Genomic DNA, 16558 nt, shown 5'->3' on the forward strand with positions numbered 1-16558 from the left:
TCTGTCGTTGTTCACCGTCAGGCGGTGTAATAAGGAGTTTCTGTGGCACTGTTTCAAGGACTTTCTGCTTTTCCCATCACCCCGACTGACGCCGCTGGCGTAGTGGATATCCGCGCGCTGGAAAAACTGCTGCTGCGCCTGAAACATGCCCGGGTCGATTCTGTCGGTTTACTCGGTAGCACCGGTCTTTACGCTTATCTCCGCCGTGAGCAAAAGCAGCGCGCTATTGAAGCGGCGGTGGCCTGTCTGGGGGATATTCCGGTGATTGCCAGCGCCGGGGCGTTGCGTACCGATGATGCCTGCCAGCTGGCTGCCGATGCCGCACAAGCGGGCGCACGCGGTATTTTGCTGGCTCCGGTCTCCTATACGCCGCTGTCTGACGAAGAGGTATTCCAGCACTATGCCGCCGTGGCGCAGGCCAGCGATCTGCCGATCTGTATCTACCATAACCCGGGCACCACGCACTTTACCTTTTCACCTGAACTGCTGCAGCGCCTGGGAACCCTTCCGCAGATTCAGGCGCTGAAACAGCCTGCTCAGCCCGCGACCCGTCGCGATGATGTCAATGAACTGCGCGCCCGCTTTGCCCCGGGTTTTGCCGTGGGTTTTAGCGGTGACTGGAATGCGGGCAATGCCTTGCTGGCAGGGGGCGATCTGTGGTTCAGCGTGCTGGGTGGGCTACTGCCGCAGCACGCACAGGCACTGATGCGGGCGGCTCAGGCGGGGGATGCAGAGCAGGTGGCCGAGCTGAATCAGATACTGGCGCCGATGTGGCAGCTGTTCCAGCGTCTCAGCAGCCTGCGGGTGATGTATGCCGCTGTAGAGATTCTGGGGATTTGCCAGCCTGTGTTACCCCGTCCGTTACTGGGACTGGATCGGGCAGAGCGGCAGGAGATCGAACAGGTGCTGAACGCACTGTTGGATAAAATCTGAGGCGCTAACGGATGAATGGCCTTGCGCTGCATGCAAGGCCATGAGCTGCTGTGCGTTCTAAAATTTAATCAGTGCGCAACCGTTGAGGTTGTCGTTGTGGTGGTGCCGGTGTTCGAGCCATCGCCGCCGCTGGACGTCGCGAGAGCGATACCCAGCAGCGCGGCAACGGCGCCAACGCCAACGGCATTAGAGGTGCCATCAGACATTGACGATGCGCTGCTGCCTGCTGCTTCACCCGCTCCGGTCACGGCCCAGGTACTGCTGCTGCCTGCCAGTAATGCCAGCAATAAAAGTGATTTGACGCGTTTCATATTATTATCCTCGGGCGTTGAGATTCTGGTGCTGCAGAGGAAGCATAATGAGATTTATGGCGAGGTGAAATGGGTGAACAACGGCAAAAATAGCCGCACTCCAGTACCGCTGGATGCTAAAAAGATCCATTAATAACCGGACCTGTTGTGTCATCTATCCCTGTATGCCACGCGTGATAACACGGCGGCAATGCAATAGTGAGATTTTTCCCGTCGCCTGCGCGGTTAACCCTGGCTGTGAAAGATGGCCGTAATAAGCTGGAAATCCACGCTATTTTTCAGAATATCCTCTGATGCTCTCGATCTGGCTGAAAAGTGTGCAATTTTTGCGATTTATCCTGGTTTTAGGGGGATCCTGCAGGTTTTAAGAACTTGTTAACCAAGTTATGGCCTACTGGACTAAGTCAAATTGGCCAGGGGATGAAAGATGTTGTTGACCGCACTGTCGTATATCAAAGATAAAACCGGTTACTTACAAGAGTTTATCGCCGATCCGCGCAAAACCGGGACCATTGCTCCCTCTTCCCAAACGCTGTGTAAAACCATGTCAGACGCCGTCGAATGGCAGCAGTGCCTGCGCGTAGCGGAATTAGGTGCCGGGGAGGGCGTGTTAACCCGCCATCTGCTAAGCAGAATGCGGGCGGATGCCAGCCTGCTGGCTTTCGAAACCAACCCGCGCTTTCATCCGCGCCTGGCATCCCTGCATGACAATCGTTTACAGGTGAGCGGCGAGTCGGCGGAAACGCTGGAGGGGGAGTTTGATGCGATATTTTCCGGCCTGCCGCTGCTGTCGCTGCCCCACGGGGTGCGCCACCGCATTCTGCAGCGTGCCGCCGAACAGCTGAGTGAAAACGGCGTGTTTGTTCAGTTCCAGTACACCTCATTATCCGAGCCGCTGCTCTCTGAATACTTCGCCTGGAACCGCACGCGCGTGCTGGCTAACCTGCCGCCTGCATGGGTGTATCGTGGGCACTCACTAACCCGCTTACCCTGGGCCAGCGCGGCTCGCTAATGCGAATGTTCCTACTCTGCCTGGCAATTGTGTCAGATTTGCTATGCTTAACCTTTAGCCAAAGAGGAGGAGAAGATGAGCAGTGAAACAGAAGTGCCGGTTACGAACGAGGAAGAAGTGTGCAATATCATCGGTAAAGCCGTGGTTGACCTCAGCATCACGGGACAACCGGTCAACAAAGCCACGCTGGGCCTGAAGCTGCTGGCAATGGCCGATCAGGATAGCGATGACGAACGTATTTTACTCTACTGGATTGCCCGCAGGGCCATCAATCAACCGCACAAATTTGCGGAGGCAAGGTACTGACTACCTGCCTGTAGCCGGGGCTGCTGCCCCCGGAAATACGCGGCCGTTCAGTGATATGCTGGGCGGCCATCGAGCTACACCAGCTTGCGCAGCCACGGCACGCGCATCACCAGTGCAATAATCAGCGAAGAGAGTATAAACACTGCCAGCGCTACGGCTGGGATGGTGAACGCCGAGTAGTAACCATTGAACTCCACTGCCACCAGGCGCAGCACGCTCTCCAGCACCAGCATATGCACAAAGAAGATACCTACGCTGAGCTTTGCCTGACCGCGAATCGCCAGATTAACGCGCCGGGTAAATTGTAATGGCGCATTCAGCAGCATAAAGAAACAGGCCAGCGCCAGCGTAACGACCGTCGGCGCAGAATAGAACAGAAAAATTCCGTCCGGCCTGCCGATACTGCGCGACAGCGAGTACTCCATCACCGCAGTCAGCACCGCGCTGAGCACGAATATCACCGAGGCGATAGTCACTTTTGGCGCGAGCTTATAACGCCTTACTACGCCACCAATAATATAAAAGCCGGAAAGGTAGACCACCATATCGATATTACTGGGGTTCTGTAGAAGGTGATTTTCCAGCACGCTCTCTTTGAAGTTATCAAACAGCATATAGACCGATGCCAGCGCGAACCAGACGGCGAGAATATAGTTGATGCGCTGCTGGCTGCCGTGTTGAATAAAGGTATTAAGCAGCGGAGTGACCAGGTAGAGCAGAATTAGCGTGTAAATGAACCACAGATGGCTGTAGGCCGGGGTGCTGAGTAAATCCAGCAGGCTAAAGGGTTTTGGGCTGTCATTCACCGTGCGGTCGTAGACAAAATAGATAATTGTCCAGGCCACCAGCGGGATCAGCAAATCCAGCACGCGCGTTTTTAGCGTGCTGAGCAGGGATTCATTTTTATTTAGAGAGATATAGCCCGCAATCAGCAGGAAAAGCGGAAATGAAATTCGCCCCAGCGTGTCATACATCACTGCAACCGACCAGCCGTTATGAAATGAGCCGTAGGGGATCTCTGCGGTGTGCAGCAGGATCACCAAAAAGGTCGCAATCAGCGTAAGTAATTTAATATTGAGGGTTTTCAACAACAGATTCCTTTGCTAGGGCAGCACTGCAAAGTCTCTACAGGCTTCAACTTAGGGTAAATGTAACATACCTTGGTAAAATCCTGCTGTGTTTACCCGCAAAATTTGCCGTCTGTTTAGCTGGGATGCGTTTCTACGGTAATTTGCGCCGCGCAGCTTTCACCGGGTTTGACCACGCGGAATTCTGCTTTGCCCTGATGCACGTAGATACAGGCGCGCCCCGCATCACCGCCATCCTGCTCCTGCGACAGGGATATCGAAAGGGTTTGCGCGCTGGAAACGGCTATCAACGCGGCGTACAGCGCCAGCGTGGCGCAAATCAACCGGGCTTTAGTGAGCTTTAATTTACTTTCCGATAGCAACATGGGTGCCCTCCGTGAGCGCAGGCTGTCAATAGGGCTGGCGCTGGAGGCGAGGATCCAGAGCGCAACACCATCAATGAAGATAAACGTCTGGCAATATCGGCGTTAACCGCCCGGCGACTCTATGGGATAACTCTTATTTTGAGTGGTAGCAATACGATGGCGGAAGCGCTGCTGCTTCCGCCCGTGGGCTACGGCATTAATGCTGGGAAAACTGATGCTTAATGTGCTGATAGAAGAAAGACCCCTTAGACGGGGAGGCCATAAAGAAGTGCCATGTTGTCAGAGGAACATCGCAATAGGTCCAGGTACCGTGGCCCAGAGTTTCAACTTCCAGTATGCGCTTATCTGCATCGTAACCCACTGAATGAATTGCGGATGATGCAACGGTCTGTCGTTTCATTTCAACCTCCTTTTATCATCGGTAAGGTTAAAATTTAAGCTGATTTTTGCCCGTTTATCCTGTCAGGGATCAAGAAAATTTATCTTTTGGCACGAAAGGTTAATCGAAGCGGCAGAAAAAGAGGGGGGAAAGGGGGGGAGAAAAATAAGCCTCGGGAAGTGGGAAACCCAGCAACACTTCCTGAGGCCATGCAAATGCATAATTCGTTACAGGAGTTACTTTAGCCGCTTCGCCAAACTTGTACAAGTTTATTTTTCTTTGTACAACTTTGTCCGGCGGGGTAAAAAGCGTGACGAAAAGGGGCCAAACTTGCTAGAGTGCGTTTTTACTGTTTTAGCGGAAATGATTATGTCGAACGAAATTGCCCATCCGTCCAGCAGCCCGAAGCAGGCTGCCTTACAGCTGGTGATTGAACTGGTACGTGCGGGGAAGCTCAGCCCGCTGCAGGGAGATGCATCAAATATGATCTCTATCTACGAGCAGTTTAAAACGCATTTTGAAGCGGATAAACAGAAACACGCCTCGGGTTCAGCCATCTCCTGATCTTCAGCTTTGATGCGGTCAGCTACGGGGTGCTCCGTAGCTGACGGAGATGACGAGTTATTCCCTCATTGCTTACTAACGCGGTCAAAGTACAGCAGGCTGATACCAATGCCCTGATGTGCCCCCTGAATATTTTTCCCCAGCCCGACAAGTTGTTGCCCCTGTAACGAGACCACAAACGGTGAATTTTGCTGGATGTCTGTTTGCAGCTGCTGATAAAGCGCCGTGCGTTTTTGCGTATCACTTTCCGCCGCCGCCGCGCGCGTTTTGGCACTCAATTCCGGGATATTCCAGCCAACGCGCCACGCCAGCGTTTTCGGGCCGCCCGCGACGTTATAGGCGAAGGTGCTGGCATTGCTGTTGGCATCAACGTAATCCGCGCCCCAGTAGATAAAGATCGACTGGAAATTGCGGCTGCGCATTTTGCTCCACAGCTCGGACTCGGCGACCGGCTGAATATCAATCTGAATATCCGCTTTAGCAAAGCTCGCCTGCAGCGCCTGGGCAATATCGCTGTACGGCGGCTGGCTGACGACGGTCAGCGCAAAGCGCGTGCCGGGCTTGATCCCGCCCTTCGCCAGGATCGCTTTGGCTTTCGCCACATCGTAGTGGAACGGCTGGTTGGTCAGCGCGCCCTCAAAACCGGCAGGCAGGAACGTTTGATGCACCTGATACTGGCCTTTCAACAGCTGCTGAGAAAGGCTGTTGTAATCCACCAGCCAGCGGGCAGCCTGCCACAGCGCGGGGTTGCCCAGCGCCGGTTGCTGCTTATCCTGGGTATTGAAGCCGAGGTAATAGATCAGGCTGGAGGGGAAGCTGGCGACCTGCACCTTGCCCTGCTTTTGCAGCGTGGCGAACTGGTCGGCGCCCAAATTATAGGCGACGTCGGCATCGCCGCTCTCCAGCAGCAGGCGGCGTGAACCGGCATCGCTGACGTTCTTCAGGATCACCCGCTTGAGAGGGGGGGCTGGCTGAGCGTGCGGGTTCTGCTCCAGCACCAGCGCCTGCTGGGGCACGTAGTTGCGGATGCTGTAGGCCGCGCTACCTGCCGAGTGGGTGCGCAGCCAGCCGTTGCCAGCGTCCCGATCCGTCACGTGCTGCTGCACCAGCTTGCTGTCCACTACCGAGGCGACGGGTGAGGTCAGCAGGCGCAGAGCCAGATCGCGCCCAATTGCCGACTGCCAGCGGATCTCCAGCTGATGGTCGCCGCGCCGGGTAAACTGCGCATCCACATTGTCTGGCGTCCAGCCAAACTCCCCGAGGATAAACACCGGGGTTTTATTCAGCTTCACCGCACGCGTCAGCGAGTAAATGACATCGTCGGCAGTGACGGGATTGCCGCTGGCAAACTTCGCGTCCGCTTGCAGGGTAATCAGCAGGCTGTGCTCGCTGCTCCCCGGCTGCCAGCTGCTGGCCAGCTGCGGCCTGAGCTGACGAGGGTCGCTGATATCCGGCGTGACCAGCGTTTGGTAGACGTTACGCAGGCTGCTGGTGCTGACGGTTTCAAAACTCTCCGCCGGATCAAAGCTGATAATCCCGTCAAGCGAGATGGCAACGATCAGCGTATCGGCTGGCGTGGCGGCCTGGGAACCGGGGCTGAGCAACAGGGCGGTAGTGAATAACAGCGGCAGTAATTGGCGCATAAAAAAGTCCTGAATCGGTTGAGATATCAGGACTATAGAGGTTCACTGCGCGCTTCAGAAATGCCGGATCTGACTATGGTTAGTTGTTTACCACAATATCCTTCAGTAGGGGCCGGGCATGCCCGGCCAGTACGTGAGTCGGGGTCAGCCGACAATACGGCCCTGATCCATATGCACTGCGCGATCGCACATGTGGTCGATAACATCCGGATCGTGGCTGACCAGCACCATCGTCAGGTTATCCTGCTGCTTGAGCTGATTAAGCAGATTGAGGATCTCCGCCTGCACCGACATATCCAGCGCCGATGTCGGCTCATCCAGCAGCAGGATCTTCGGCTGCAGCAGCAGCGCGCGTACAATCGCTACGCGCTGGCGCTGGCCGCCGGAGAGCTGATGCGGATAACGATCGGCCATCGCCGGATCCAGCCCGACGTGGCGGAACCCCTGATCGATACGATCGTCAATATTATCGCTTTTCAGCAGTTTCAACGGCTCTGCCAGCGTGCGGCGCAGGCGGTGCCGGGGATGCAGCGAGGCATAGGGATCCTGAAACACCATCTGCACGTCGCGGCGCAGCTGTCCGCTGAAGGCTTTGCCAGGCTGGGCGTGATGCCCGGCCAGCTGCATCTCACCGCGCCAGTGCGGATTCAGCCCGGCCAGCACCCACAGCAGCGACGACTTGCCGCAGCCGGAAGGGCCAACCAGACCAAAACACTCACCCGGCGTGACCGAGAGCGAAACATCATGCACCACGGTGCGCAGTTCGTAGCCCTGCTTATGGGACACGCTCAGCTGGGATAATTCAATCATGGGAACGCCCCTGCGCCAGCGCGGCGCGATCCAGTACCGGCAGCGGTTTGCCGTGCGTTGACTTATTCGGGCGGCAGGACCACAGCGTGCGGGTGTAGGGATGCGTGGCGTGCGGCAGCTCTGCAGCGGGCAGCGTATCGAGGATCTCACCCTGATACATCACCATCACCCGCTCGCAGTGCTCCGAGACCTGCTGCAGATCGTGGCTGATCAGCAGCAGGCCCATATTGCGCTGCTCGACCAGATTGCGGATCAGCGCCAGCACCTGATCGCGCATCGCGTGATCGAGCGCGGAGGTCGGTTCATCAGCAATCAGAAACTGCGGCTCGGCGATCAGCGCGATCGCCAGCATCACGCGCTGGCCCATGCCGCCGGAAAGCTGATGCGGATAGCGCTTCATCTGCTCGGCAGGCTGCGGCAGCCCCACGGCGGCCAGCATTTCACACACTTTCTCTTTGATCTCAGCGCGGGAAAAACGGCCATGCAGCCTGAGCGGTTCCGCCACCTGCCAGCCAATGGTGCGCATCGGGTTGAGGGCGTATTTGGGGTCCTGCATCACCATGCCGAGGCTGCTGCCGCGCAGCTGGCTCCAGCGGCGCTCATTTAGCGTCAGGCCATTTTCGCCGGCGATGCTGAGCGTGCGCGCCTGCAATTGCAGGGAAGGGGCCAGCAGCCCCATCAGCGCGCGGGCGGTGAGGGATTTGCCGGAGCCGGATTCGCCGACCAGCGCCACGCGTTCGCGCCCCAGCGTAAAGCTGATGTTTTTCACCAGCTCAGCACCGCTGGCCGCGCTAATTTTCAGGCTTTCAGCCACGATTTGCGCAGAAGAATCAGTTGCCATTTCGGGTATCCAGTCGGTCACGCAGGCCGTCGCCTGTCAGATTAAAAGCCAGGCTGGCAAACAGGATGGCGCCACCGGGAACGGCGGCGACCCACCACTGGTCAAAAATCACCTTGCTGCCTTCGGCCACCATCGAACCCCATTCGGCGGTAGGCGGCTGAATGCCCATGCCGAGGAAGCCCAGTCCGGCAGCCGAAAGGATAATGCCGCCGAGGCTAAGCGCGGCGCGCACCACGGCAGTGGGCAGGCAGAGCGGCAGGATATGGCCGAACATCAGGCGCAGGCCGTTGATGCCCTGCATCCGTGCGGCGGCCAGATAATCACTGCGGCGCAGGGCCAGGGTTTCGGCACGCGCCTGGCGGGCGAACGGCGGCCAGCTGGTCAGCGCCAGCGCCAGCGCACCGTTCATCAGGCCGGGGCCCATCATCGCCACCAGCGCCAGCGCAATCACCAGATTCGGCAACGAAAGGAAGATATCGGTAATGCGCATCAGCACGCGTTCGCTCCAGCCACCAAGATAGCCAGCGCTGATGCCGATCAGCATCCCCACCGGAATAGTCAGCACCAGGATGAGCGCGACCAGCAGCAGGGTCGGGCGCGCACCGTAGATCACGCGCGACAGCAGGTCGCGGCCAAAGCCATCGGTGCCGAGCCAGTGGCTGGCGGAAGGCGGCATCAGGCGCACCGCCATCTCCTGCGCGTTCGGGTCGAACGGTGCCAGCAGCGGAGCAAACAGCGCGGCGAAGATCAGCAGGCCAACCAGGCTCAGGCCGACCATGAGCGTAATATTGCGCCGCGTTTTCACTACGCGCGGCTGGACGCTTTCAGCATCGGGAAGAGAGTGCGTCATCGGGTTCTCGGGTCGGTCAGGTAAGTGAGTGCATCCGCCAGCGCATTGATGGCAATAAAACAGCCGCCAATCAGCAGGGTGGAGCCGAGGATAGCCGGGGTATCCGAAGCGAACAGCGCCGTGGTCATATAGCGCCCTACGCCCGGCCAGGCAAACACGGTTTCGGTCAGCACCGACCCTTCCAGCAGCGTGGCATAGGAGAGGGCCAGCACGGTGATCAGCGTGCCGCGCACGTTAGGGAAGATATGCAGCAGCAGAATGCGCGTGCGTCCGGCCCCTTTAGCGCGCGCCAGCGTCACATACTCTTTGCTGCTCTCTTCCAGCAGCGCGGCGCGCAACAGGCGGGTAATGGTCGCCATCGACAGCAGGCCAAGCACCACCACCGGCAGCCACAGATGCGCAATCGCATTGCGGAACATTTCCGGGTCGCCGGAGAGCCAGCTATCAATCAGTACCAGCCCGGTTTTCGGTTCGAGGGTGTAGATCCAGATATCGTCCAGCCGCCCCGGCCCGGCTGACCAGTGCAGCACGGCGTAAAACAGCAGCAGCCCGAGCAGGCCGAGCCAGAACACCGGCACCGAATAGCCGAGCAGCGAGATCATGCGGGCAATATTGTCCAGCAGGCTGCCCGGTTTCCACGCCGCCAGCAGTGCCAGCAGGATGCCAAACACGGCACCAAAAATCATCGCACAGGTCGCCAGCTCAATGGTGGCGGGGAAGGTGCGCAGCAGATCGCTGGCAACCGGCTGATTGGTAATGCTGGAAACGCCGAGATCGCCGCGCAGCAGATGTTCCAGATAGTGCCAGAACTGGACCGGCAGCGGCTGATCCAGGCCGAGACTGGCGCGCACCTGGGCGTAGGTTGACTCGCTGGCGTGGTCGCCAGCGATCTGCAGCACCGGGTCAACCGGCGAAAGATGAGACAGGGCAAAGGTAAACACCAGTAGCCCAAGCAGGGTAACCACCAGCGAGAGCAGGGCGCTGAGCACCCCGCCGCTGCGGCGCAACAACAGCCGGGCGGAAGGCCCGGCTTGTGAGACTGATGACGCCATTACTTGGTGACCTGGCTGTAATAAACCATATCCGGGTTAATACCCTGCACGTACCCTTTCAGGTTATCGCGCAGCGCCACCAGATTCTTTGCCTGCATGCCGATGACATACGGTGAGTGCTGCTGCACTTCACGCTGCATGTTCTGGTACAGCTCAACGCGTTTCGCCTTATCGGTTTCCGCGGTGGCAGCCAGCGTCTGCTTGCTCAGCTCAGGAATGTGCCAGTTAGAGCGCCAGGCCAGGGTTTTGCTGCCGTCTTCCGGGTTATAGGCAAAGGCGGCAGCGTTGGTGTTTGGATCGAAGTAGTCGGCGCCCCAGGCGTTCAGCGTGGCTTCATACTGATGCGCTTTTACCCGCGTGGCGACTTCTGAACTGATGCCTGGCTGCACGTCCACTTTGATGCCGCCCTTCGCGAAGCTGGCCTGCAGTGCCTGAGCGATATCCAGGTACGGCGGCTGGTTGCTGGTCGACAGCTTGAAGCTGACGTTGCTCAGGCCGGCTTTCTTCAGAATGGCTTTGGCCTTCTCCGGGTCATAGGTAAACGGGTTGTCGTTCAGCGCGCCGAGGAAGCCTTGCGGCAGGAAGGACTGATGCACCGAGAACTGGCCTTTCAGCAGGTCGTTGGCAATGCCCTTGTAATCGAACAGATAGCGCGAAGCTTCCCACAGCGCCGGGTTTTTCAGAACCGGGTTGGCATCGATATTAAACTGAATGTAATAGAGCGAGGCCATCGGTACCGCAAGGGTTTTCACGCCTGCTTTGTCTTTCAGCGCGGCCATCTGATCGGCGCCGAGGTTACGGGCAATATCCGCGTCGCCCTGTTCCAGCAGCAGGCGGCGTGCAGCCGGCTCCGGCACGTTCTTGATCAGCACGTTTTTAAGTTTAGGCGCACCGGCTGGCGAGGTCGGGTTGGCGCTGAACAGCACCACTTCATGCGGGATGACTTTACGGATCTGATACGGACCGCTGCCCGCCGAATGCGTGGCCAGCCATTTGTTGCCGAAATCGCCTTTTTGTTCGTTGGCCATCACGGTTTTTTCATCCACGATGGAGGAGACCGGCGCGGCCAGCAGGCTTAGCACGTAGGTCGGGCTGACGTCGGCGCTCCAGCTCAGCTGGACGTGGTTATCATCAATTTTCTTCAGCTGAGCGTCGACGTTATCTTTGGTCCAGCCGAGCTGCGACAGAATAAATGACGGGTCGAGGTTCAGTTTGATCACGCGCGACAGCGAGAAGATTACATCTTCCGGGCGCAGTGGGTTGCCGGAGGCGAACTTAGCGCCTTCACGCAGGGTAAAGGTCATGCTGCGGTTATCTTTACCCGGCGTCCAGCTGGTGGCCAGCGTGGGTTTCAGGTCGGTCGGATTTTGCGGGTCGGACTGCACCAGGCGCTGATAGAGGTTAGTAAATGCCTGTACTGAGGTGAGTTCGAAGCCGTCAGCCGGGTCGAAGCTGCTGGCATCATCAATAGACTGCGCAATAACCAGCGTGTCTTTGGGGGTCGCGGCCGCTGCGGCGAAGGACGCCGCCAGGGCCAGAGCGATAACAGAGGGAACTGCAAATTTCATGACGTTTCCTTGCCTTACGTTTTTTCGCGAGTGTAAGTGAACAACCGATAAGAACAATAGTAGATTATTCACTATCGTTATGCGTGAAAGTTATAAGGATGATGAAACGGTTATAAAACTGAACAATGCCTAACGACCGAGCGTGGCCCAAATCCAGGGCGCGACGCCGAGCAGGTTATTCAGCATATGCAGGAAAATCGGCAGCTTCAGGCCAGAGGAGACCAGGCGGGCGGCGCACAGCAGCAGGGATAGCGCAATCAAGGCAATCACCGTTTGCAGATGGGCGTACTGGGTATGCATCGCCGCAAAGATAATGGACGTCAGCAGGGCGCAGGCCAGGCGCTGGCGCGGAGCCCACAGCAGGAAGCCCTGCAGAATAAAACCGCGAAACAGGATCTCCTCAAACACCGGGGCCAGTAAAACCACCGCCAGGGTGAACCACAGCATGCTCAGATTACCCTGGCTTAACTGGCTGGCGGTCCAGCTCTCCTGCTGCATATACAGCGACTGGCTGGCAATAAGAGCCAGCAGCAGCACGGCGAACAGCAGCACTTGCCGCGGCTGAAGTCTGCCGTGCGGGATGTCATGGTAATGGCGGTTATACCAGCGATAAACCGGCACCAATACGGCAAACTCCAACAGGCACAGCACCGGCATCAGTAGCCCGCGGCTTTTCAGCGCCTGCAGATTGGGGAAGTGAGCGACCAGCAAAGTAATCGCATACCAGAGAATAAACACCCCGGCACACAGCAGGGTGTGAGTGACTCTGTCGGTCGATGATGTCATGAGGGACCTGCTACTGGCACGGATCCCGCCATGTTAACAAGCGACTTTTAGGCTGTCGAGCCGCGTGATTATTCACCATTGCATAAAATTTTCTCAATTGTTCAGTGTTACTGCCGATATCCGTTATTGGAACTTTTTGGGAAACAGGCACTGACGTCACACTGACAGCGCCCCAGCAGTAACAAACGGACAGGGAAGCGTTCGTAAGCCGTATTATTAAGGGGCATGACTATGAATCATCCACCGGTACTGACGGGGGAATTAGCGGATGGGCAAAAAGCGGCATCGGCAACGCGGCGCACGTTGATGGCGCTGGCGCTGCTGCTGAGCAGTGCGCTGTTTTTAGCCATGCTGATGGTTGTTGGCGTAGCGTGGCAGCAAAATCAGGAATCGGTCGATCAGGAAGGAGCGCTGCTGCGTGATGCCTGGCAGCAGCAGCGCCAGTCGCTGGAAACTCACCTGCGCGACTACGCTTTCTGGCAGGAAGCCTGGCTGCATATGTACCTGACGATTGATCCTGACTGGGCGTGGAACCAGCAGAACCTTGGCCCCGGCCTGTTTCGCGAACATCAGTATGATGGCGTCTTTGTTATCGACGTGGACGATCGCACGCGCTATGCCGTAGTGGATGGCCAGCTCTCCACATTTACGCTGGAACAGTGGCTGGGAAGCCAGGCTCAGCCGCTGGTGGAGCAGGCGCGCTTGCAGCAGCGCCACCAGCATGTCATCAGCGAAAGTATCATGATTGGCGATACGCCGGCGCTGGTGGCTGCCGCACCGATCACCCGTGGCAAAATGCCGCATGAGGCCACGCTCTCCGCCACGCCTTCCGTCATGGTGTTTGTTTACCTGTTTACGCCCGATAAGCTAACAGCATTCGGCCATGCGGTTGGGGTCGATAATGCCCGCGTGCCGCAGGATCAGCAGGATCGCTACACCACGCCATTTATCAGCCAGGAGGCTAAAACCGGACCGGCACTGGTTCTGCGCTGGGATCCCAGCCAGCCGGGGCGCAAGCTCCTGATGTATTTGCTGCCGCTGCTCGCCTTTGTTGCGCTGATCCTCGGCGTGGTAACGCGCCGGGTGATCAATAATGCGATGGATAATGCCCTGCTATCGGATACGCGTTTCCTGCAGTTGATGTACAGCCAGCGTGAACTGGCCGCCAGCGAGGCGCGCTTCCGTGACGTGGCGGAAGCGGCCTCAGACTGGATTTGGGAAACCGATGCCGCCGGGCGTCTGACCTATCTGTCAAAGCGCTTCACCGTGGTCACCGGGTTTGGTCTGCTAACCTCCATCGGGCGGCAGCTGGATGAGATCCTCCAGCACGCAGAGTTGCCGGTCAGTACGTGGGTGAAGCAGCAGCAGGCTGGCGGCGCGCGCAGCCAGTTACGCTGCTATCTGCATTCTCAGCATCGCGGGCGACGTATCTGTAGTCTGGTCGCGAAGCCGATCATGCTGCACGGCAAGCTGCTGGGCTATCGCGGCACGGTGTCCGATATCACTCTGGAAGTGGAAGCGCAGGCGCGGGTTCACTATCTCTCACAGCATGATGTGTTAACCGGCTTACCGAATCGGCTTTTTATGCAGGAGTTTCTGCAGGAGCAGCTGCAGGCGTTGCCGGGGCTGGACTATCCGCTGGTGATGATCAGCCTCGACCTTGACCATTTCAAACCGATCAATGATACCTGGGGACACGCGGCGGGCGACAGCGTGCTGGTGGAGGTGGCCCGCCGTCTGCGCAGCTGCATGAGTGCGGGGGATCTGGTTGCACGGCTTGGCGGCGATGAGTTTATTCTGGCAACCACCGGGCTGCTGACCCGGGCCGAAATTAAGAGCTGCTGCCAGCGCCTGCTCGACTGCCTGCACCAGCCGTTCCACGTTGATTCGCAGGAGCTGTATATCGGCACCAGCCTCGGCATCGCCATGGCGCCGGACGATGCCATGCAGCCGGATGAACTCCTGCGGCTGGCGGATATCGCGCTCTATCAGTCGAAACAGCAGGGGCGTAACCGCTGGGTATTTTATACCGGCGATATGTCGCAGCACCTGGCGCAGCGCAGTGAAATGGAGCGCAATCTGCGCCGGGGCATTGGTGGGGATGAACTGCGCCTGCACTATCAGCCGCGCTATCATCTGCAAAGCGGGCGGCTGGAAGGGGCCGAGGCGCTGGTGCGCTGGCAGCATCAACCCGGGCAGCTCATCCTGCCGGACAGCTTTATTCCTCTGGCAGAAGAGACCGGGCTGATTATGGATATCAGTGACTGGGTGCTGAATCGCGCCTGTCGGGACGCCGCCAGTTGGCCCGGCGAGCTGTGCGTCTCTGTGAACATCTCGCCAAAATAGTTGCGCAACGGCAGCCTGCCGCTGCGCGTCGCGGCGGCGCTTGAGCAGAGCGGCTTAGCGGCAGCGCGGCTGGAGCTGGAAATTACCGAAAATATCACCATGGAGCACCCGGAAAGCGCGCTGGAGATCATGCACCAGCTGAAAGGGCTGGGGGTAAAAATTGCCGTGGATGATTTCGGCGCGGGCTTCGCATCGCTCGGCTATCTGAAAAAATTCCCGTTTGACGCCATGAAAATGGACCGTTCGTATCTTGATGGCTACCCGCATTCGCGCCAGGCGCAGTCGATAGTCGAGGGAATTATTGGTCTGGGGCGCGCATTTTCACTGATTGTGACGGCGGAAGGTATTGAAACGGAAGAGCAGCTGGCGCAGCTCAGGCTGATTGACTGTCAGCAGGGGCAGGGATATTTACTGGGTAAGCCGATGGCGCTGCAAGCATTGCGTGGATTGATGGATAAAACCGTCAGCTGACACGCGCCTCTGCGTCAGGGCAGAGGCGCGTGAGGTTTAGCGGACGCGTACCGCAACCAGCGTCATAATGACGGCAAAAGTGATAAAAATAGCCAGTTCCATAAGATTCTCCTCTGTGGGATTAGTCCTAAAATTATCATGTAAGGCTGGCTAAATTGTGAACGATTCGTGCGCAATATCACGCTATCACCTGGCAGCTTTATGCCACCACGCACTGCTCATTTGCGGCGCAATCTGTTAATCTTTCAGCAGAAATGCCGGTTATCTAAGCAAAAAGAGGAGCAGAAACAGTGAAATTTTATGGAAAAGTTGCCGTGATAGCAGCGCTGGTTGCGCTGTCGGGATGCCAGTCCGCTGGGCATAAAAGCGCAGACGCAGGTGCGCCTGTAGACCCGGAGATGGATCGCTGTGGTGCATCGCAGTATCAGCAGTATGTCGGTAAACCGCTGTCGGCCATTGAGTCGCTGCGTTTTGAAAATGCGGTGCGCGCCATTCCGTATAACTCAGCGGTGACGATGGACTTTAACCTGAACCGTATCAATTTTATGGGCGATAAAAACGGGACTATCAGCCGCGTTTACTGCGGTTAATTCTTCGCTCCGGGCTGGCCGCCGCGCGCGTCAGCCCTGTTAGCCTGCACCCCGACTCAGTAGTGCCACTTCCTTACCCACCATAAGCGCAGCCAGATGCCCGCCGAGCTGGTCCAGCCGCTGGTGGTGCTTACCACCTGGCCTTTCGCCACGAGGATCAGGGTAGGCGTACTGCTGACCTGCCAGTGCGTTGCCAGCACGCCGCTGCTGTCGTTCACCACCGGCAGCGTCAGATGATGCCCATTGAGATAGCGCACGATGCTGATGTCATTGCCGGAGCGGCTGGCGACGGTCAGCACATTGGTGCGTTTGCCGTTTAGCCACATCATCATCGGGACGGTGTCATGACAGGCGCTGCAGCCGGTGCTCCAGAACCACACCAGCAGAGGTTTCTTCTCGCTTAGCTCGCCAGGCGTCAGGTCGCGGCCGTCAACGGTGTGCAGCAGCTGCTGAGCAAAATCCGCTGGTAGCTCGGGCGCCCGTAAAACATCAATCAGGCGGATGAGCAGGATCAACATCAGTACCGGCAGCAGTATAAACAGGCTGAACTTCTTAAATTTATTGATCAATTTGCTGTGCCAGTTACTCATTGCCGTCTCCGCCTGCATCCGGCGCTTATCTTAACGGGGCGAGAGTGAATGGC

At 57.7% G+C, this 16558-nt stretch carries 17 protein-coding genes and 1 pseudogene; 6 read left to right on the top strand and 12 right to left on the bottom strand.

The annotated features are described in order from the left end of the window. The first annotated feature begins 42 nt into the window (after positions 1-42). Positions 43-933 (top strand): dihydrodipicolinate synthase family protein, encoded by an 891-nt coding sequence (locus J2Y91_RS13050; protein ID WP_048917026.1) that lies wholly within the window; start codon positions 43-45, stop codon positions 931-933. A 68-nt stretch (positions 934-1001) separates the two neighbouring features. Here J2Y91_RS13050 and yjbE read toward each other — a convergent pair whose 3' ends face one another. Continuing rightward, entirely contained in the window at positions 1002-1244 is a 243-nt protein-coding gene (gene yjbE / locus J2Y91_RS13055; RefSeq protein ID WP_099753610.1) for an exopolysaccharide production protein YjbE, read from the bottom strand. A 427-nt stretch (positions 1245-1671) separates the two neighbouring features. On the opposite strand from yjbE, the gene J2Y91_RS13060 reads away from it, so the two are divergent. Together J2Y91_RS13060 and J2Y91_RS13065 are read left to right on the top strand one after the other, a co-directional pair. After that, on the top strand, positions 1672-2256 hold the full coding sequence (locus J2Y91_RS13060; protein ID WP_180276723.1) for a class I SAM-dependent methyltransferase: 585 nt from the start codon (positions 1672-1674) through the stop codon (positions 2254-2256). Positions 2257-2331: 75 nt separating this feature from the next. Continuing rightward, a complete protein-coding gene (locus tag J2Y91_RS13065) occupies positions 2332-2562 on the top strand; it encodes a hypothetical protein (protein WP_048917024.1) in 231 nt (76 codons plus the stop codon). Positions 2563-2636: 74 nt separating this feature from the next. On the opposite strand, the gene J2Y91_RS13070 is transcribed toward J2Y91_RS13065, so the two are convergent. The 3 genes from J2Y91_RS13070 to J2Y91_RS13080 all read right to left on the bottom strand — a co-directional run bounded on the left by J2Y91_RS13070 (position 2637) and on the right by J2Y91_RS13080 (position 4415). Continuing rightward, positions 2637-3653, bottom strand: a complete 1017-nt coding sequence (locus J2Y91_RS13070) for an acyltransferase (RefSeq protein ID WP_133624336.1) — start codon at positions 3651-3653, stop codon at positions 2637-2639. A 113-nt stretch (positions 3654-3766) separates the two neighbouring features. After that, entirely contained in the window at positions 3767-4015 is a 249-nt protein-coding gene (locus J2Y91_RS13075) for a hypothetical protein (protein ID WP_133624335.1), read from the bottom strand. Between the two features lie 196 nt (positions 4016-4211). After that, entirely contained in the window at positions 4212-4415 is a 204-nt protein-coding gene (locus tag J2Y91_RS13080; protein ID WP_133624334.1) for a KTSC domain-containing protein, read from the bottom strand. Positions 4416-4763: 348 nt separating this feature from the next. On the opposite strand from J2Y91_RS13080, the gene J2Y91_RS13085 reads away from it, so the two are divergent. Further along, entirely contained in the window at positions 4764-4958 is a 195-nt protein-coding gene (locus J2Y91_RS13085) for a hypothetical protein (RefSeq protein ID WP_048917021.1), read from the top strand. Positions 4959-5023: 65 nt separating this feature from the next. Here the strand turns inward: J2Y91_RS13085 and J2Y91_RS13090 are convergent, their stop codons facing one another. The 7 genes from J2Y91_RS13090 to J2Y91_RS13120 form a co-directional block, all read right to left on the bottom strand. Further along, entirely contained in the window at positions 5024-6601 is a 1578-nt protein-coding gene (locus J2Y91_RS13090) for an ABC transporter substrate-binding protein (RefSeq protein ID WP_133624333.1), read from the bottom strand. A 144-nt stretch (positions 6602-6745) separates the two neighbouring features. Continuing rightward, on the bottom strand, positions 6746-7411 hold the full coding sequence (locus J2Y91_RS13095) for an ABC transporter ATP-binding protein (protein ID WP_133624332.1): 666 nt from the start codon (positions 7409-7411) through the stop codon (positions 6746-6748). Then, positions 7404-8252: an ABC transporter ATP-binding protein gene (locus J2Y91_RS13100; RefSeq protein ID WP_099753608.1), complete on the bottom strand. Its 849-nt coding sequence runs from the start codon at positions 8250-8252 to the stop codon at positions 7404-7406. The genes J2Y91_RS13095 and J2Y91_RS13100 overlap by 8 nt, the downstream gene beginning before the upstream one ends. Next, positions 8242-9102, bottom strand: coding sequence for an ABC transporter permease (locus J2Y91_RS13105; RefSeq protein ID WP_133624331.1), 861 nt, complete (start codon positions 9100-9102; stop codon positions 8242-8244). The genes J2Y91_RS13100 and J2Y91_RS13105 overlap by 11 nt, the downstream gene beginning before the upstream one ends. After that, the gene (locus J2Y91_RS13110; RefSeq protein ID WP_048917016.1) at positions 9099-10154 is read right to left on the bottom strand and encodes an ABC transporter permease; all 1056 of its coding nucleotides are present in this window, start codon (positions 10152-10154) and stop codon (positions 9099-9101) included. The genes J2Y91_RS13105 and J2Y91_RS13110 overlap by 4 nt, the downstream gene beginning before the upstream one ends. Further along, positions 10154-11722 (bottom strand): ABC transporter substrate-binding protein, encoded by a 1569-nt coding sequence (locus J2Y91_RS13115; RefSeq protein WP_133624330.1) that lies wholly within the window; start codon positions 11720-11722, stop codon positions 10154-10156. Before J2Y91_RS13115 ends, J2Y91_RS13110 begins: the two co-directional genes overlap by 1 nt. Positions 11723-11851: 129 nt before the next feature. Then, the gene (locus J2Y91_RS13120; protein WP_099753607.1) at positions 11852-12508 is read right to left on the bottom strand and encodes a CPBP family intramembrane glutamic endopeptidase; all 657 of its coding nucleotides are present in this window, start codon (positions 12506-12508) and stop codon (positions 11852-11854) included. Positions 12509-12862: 354 nt separating this feature from the next. On the opposite strand from J2Y91_RS13120, the pseudogene J2Y91_RS13125 reads away from it, so the two are divergent. After that, a pseudogene (locus J2Y91_RS13125) lies at positions 12863-15325 on the top strand (bifunctional diguanylate cyclase/phosphodiesterase). Positions 15326-15615: 290 nt separating this feature from the next. Next, positions 15616-15915 (top strand): I78 family peptidase inhibitor, encoded by a 300-nt coding sequence (locus J2Y91_RS13130; protein ID WP_048917012.1) that lies wholly within the window; start codon positions 15616-15618, stop codon positions 15913-15915. Positions 15916-15971: 56 nt separating this feature from the next. On the opposite strand, the gene J2Y91_RS13135 is transcribed toward J2Y91_RS13130, so the two are convergent. After that, positions 15972-16505, bottom strand: coding sequence for a thioredoxin domain-containing protein (locus J2Y91_RS13135; RefSeq protein WP_099753606.1), 534 nt, complete (start codon positions 16503-16505; stop codon positions 15972-15974). Positions 16506-16558: the final 53 nt, after the last annotated feature.

Origin of the sequence: Erwinia aphidicola, from assembly GCF_024169515.1 — a bacterium.
GTDB classification, from domain to species: domain Bacteria; phylum Pseudomonadota; class Gammaproteobacteria; order Enterobacterales; family Enterobacteriaceae; genus Erwinia; species Erwinia aphidicola.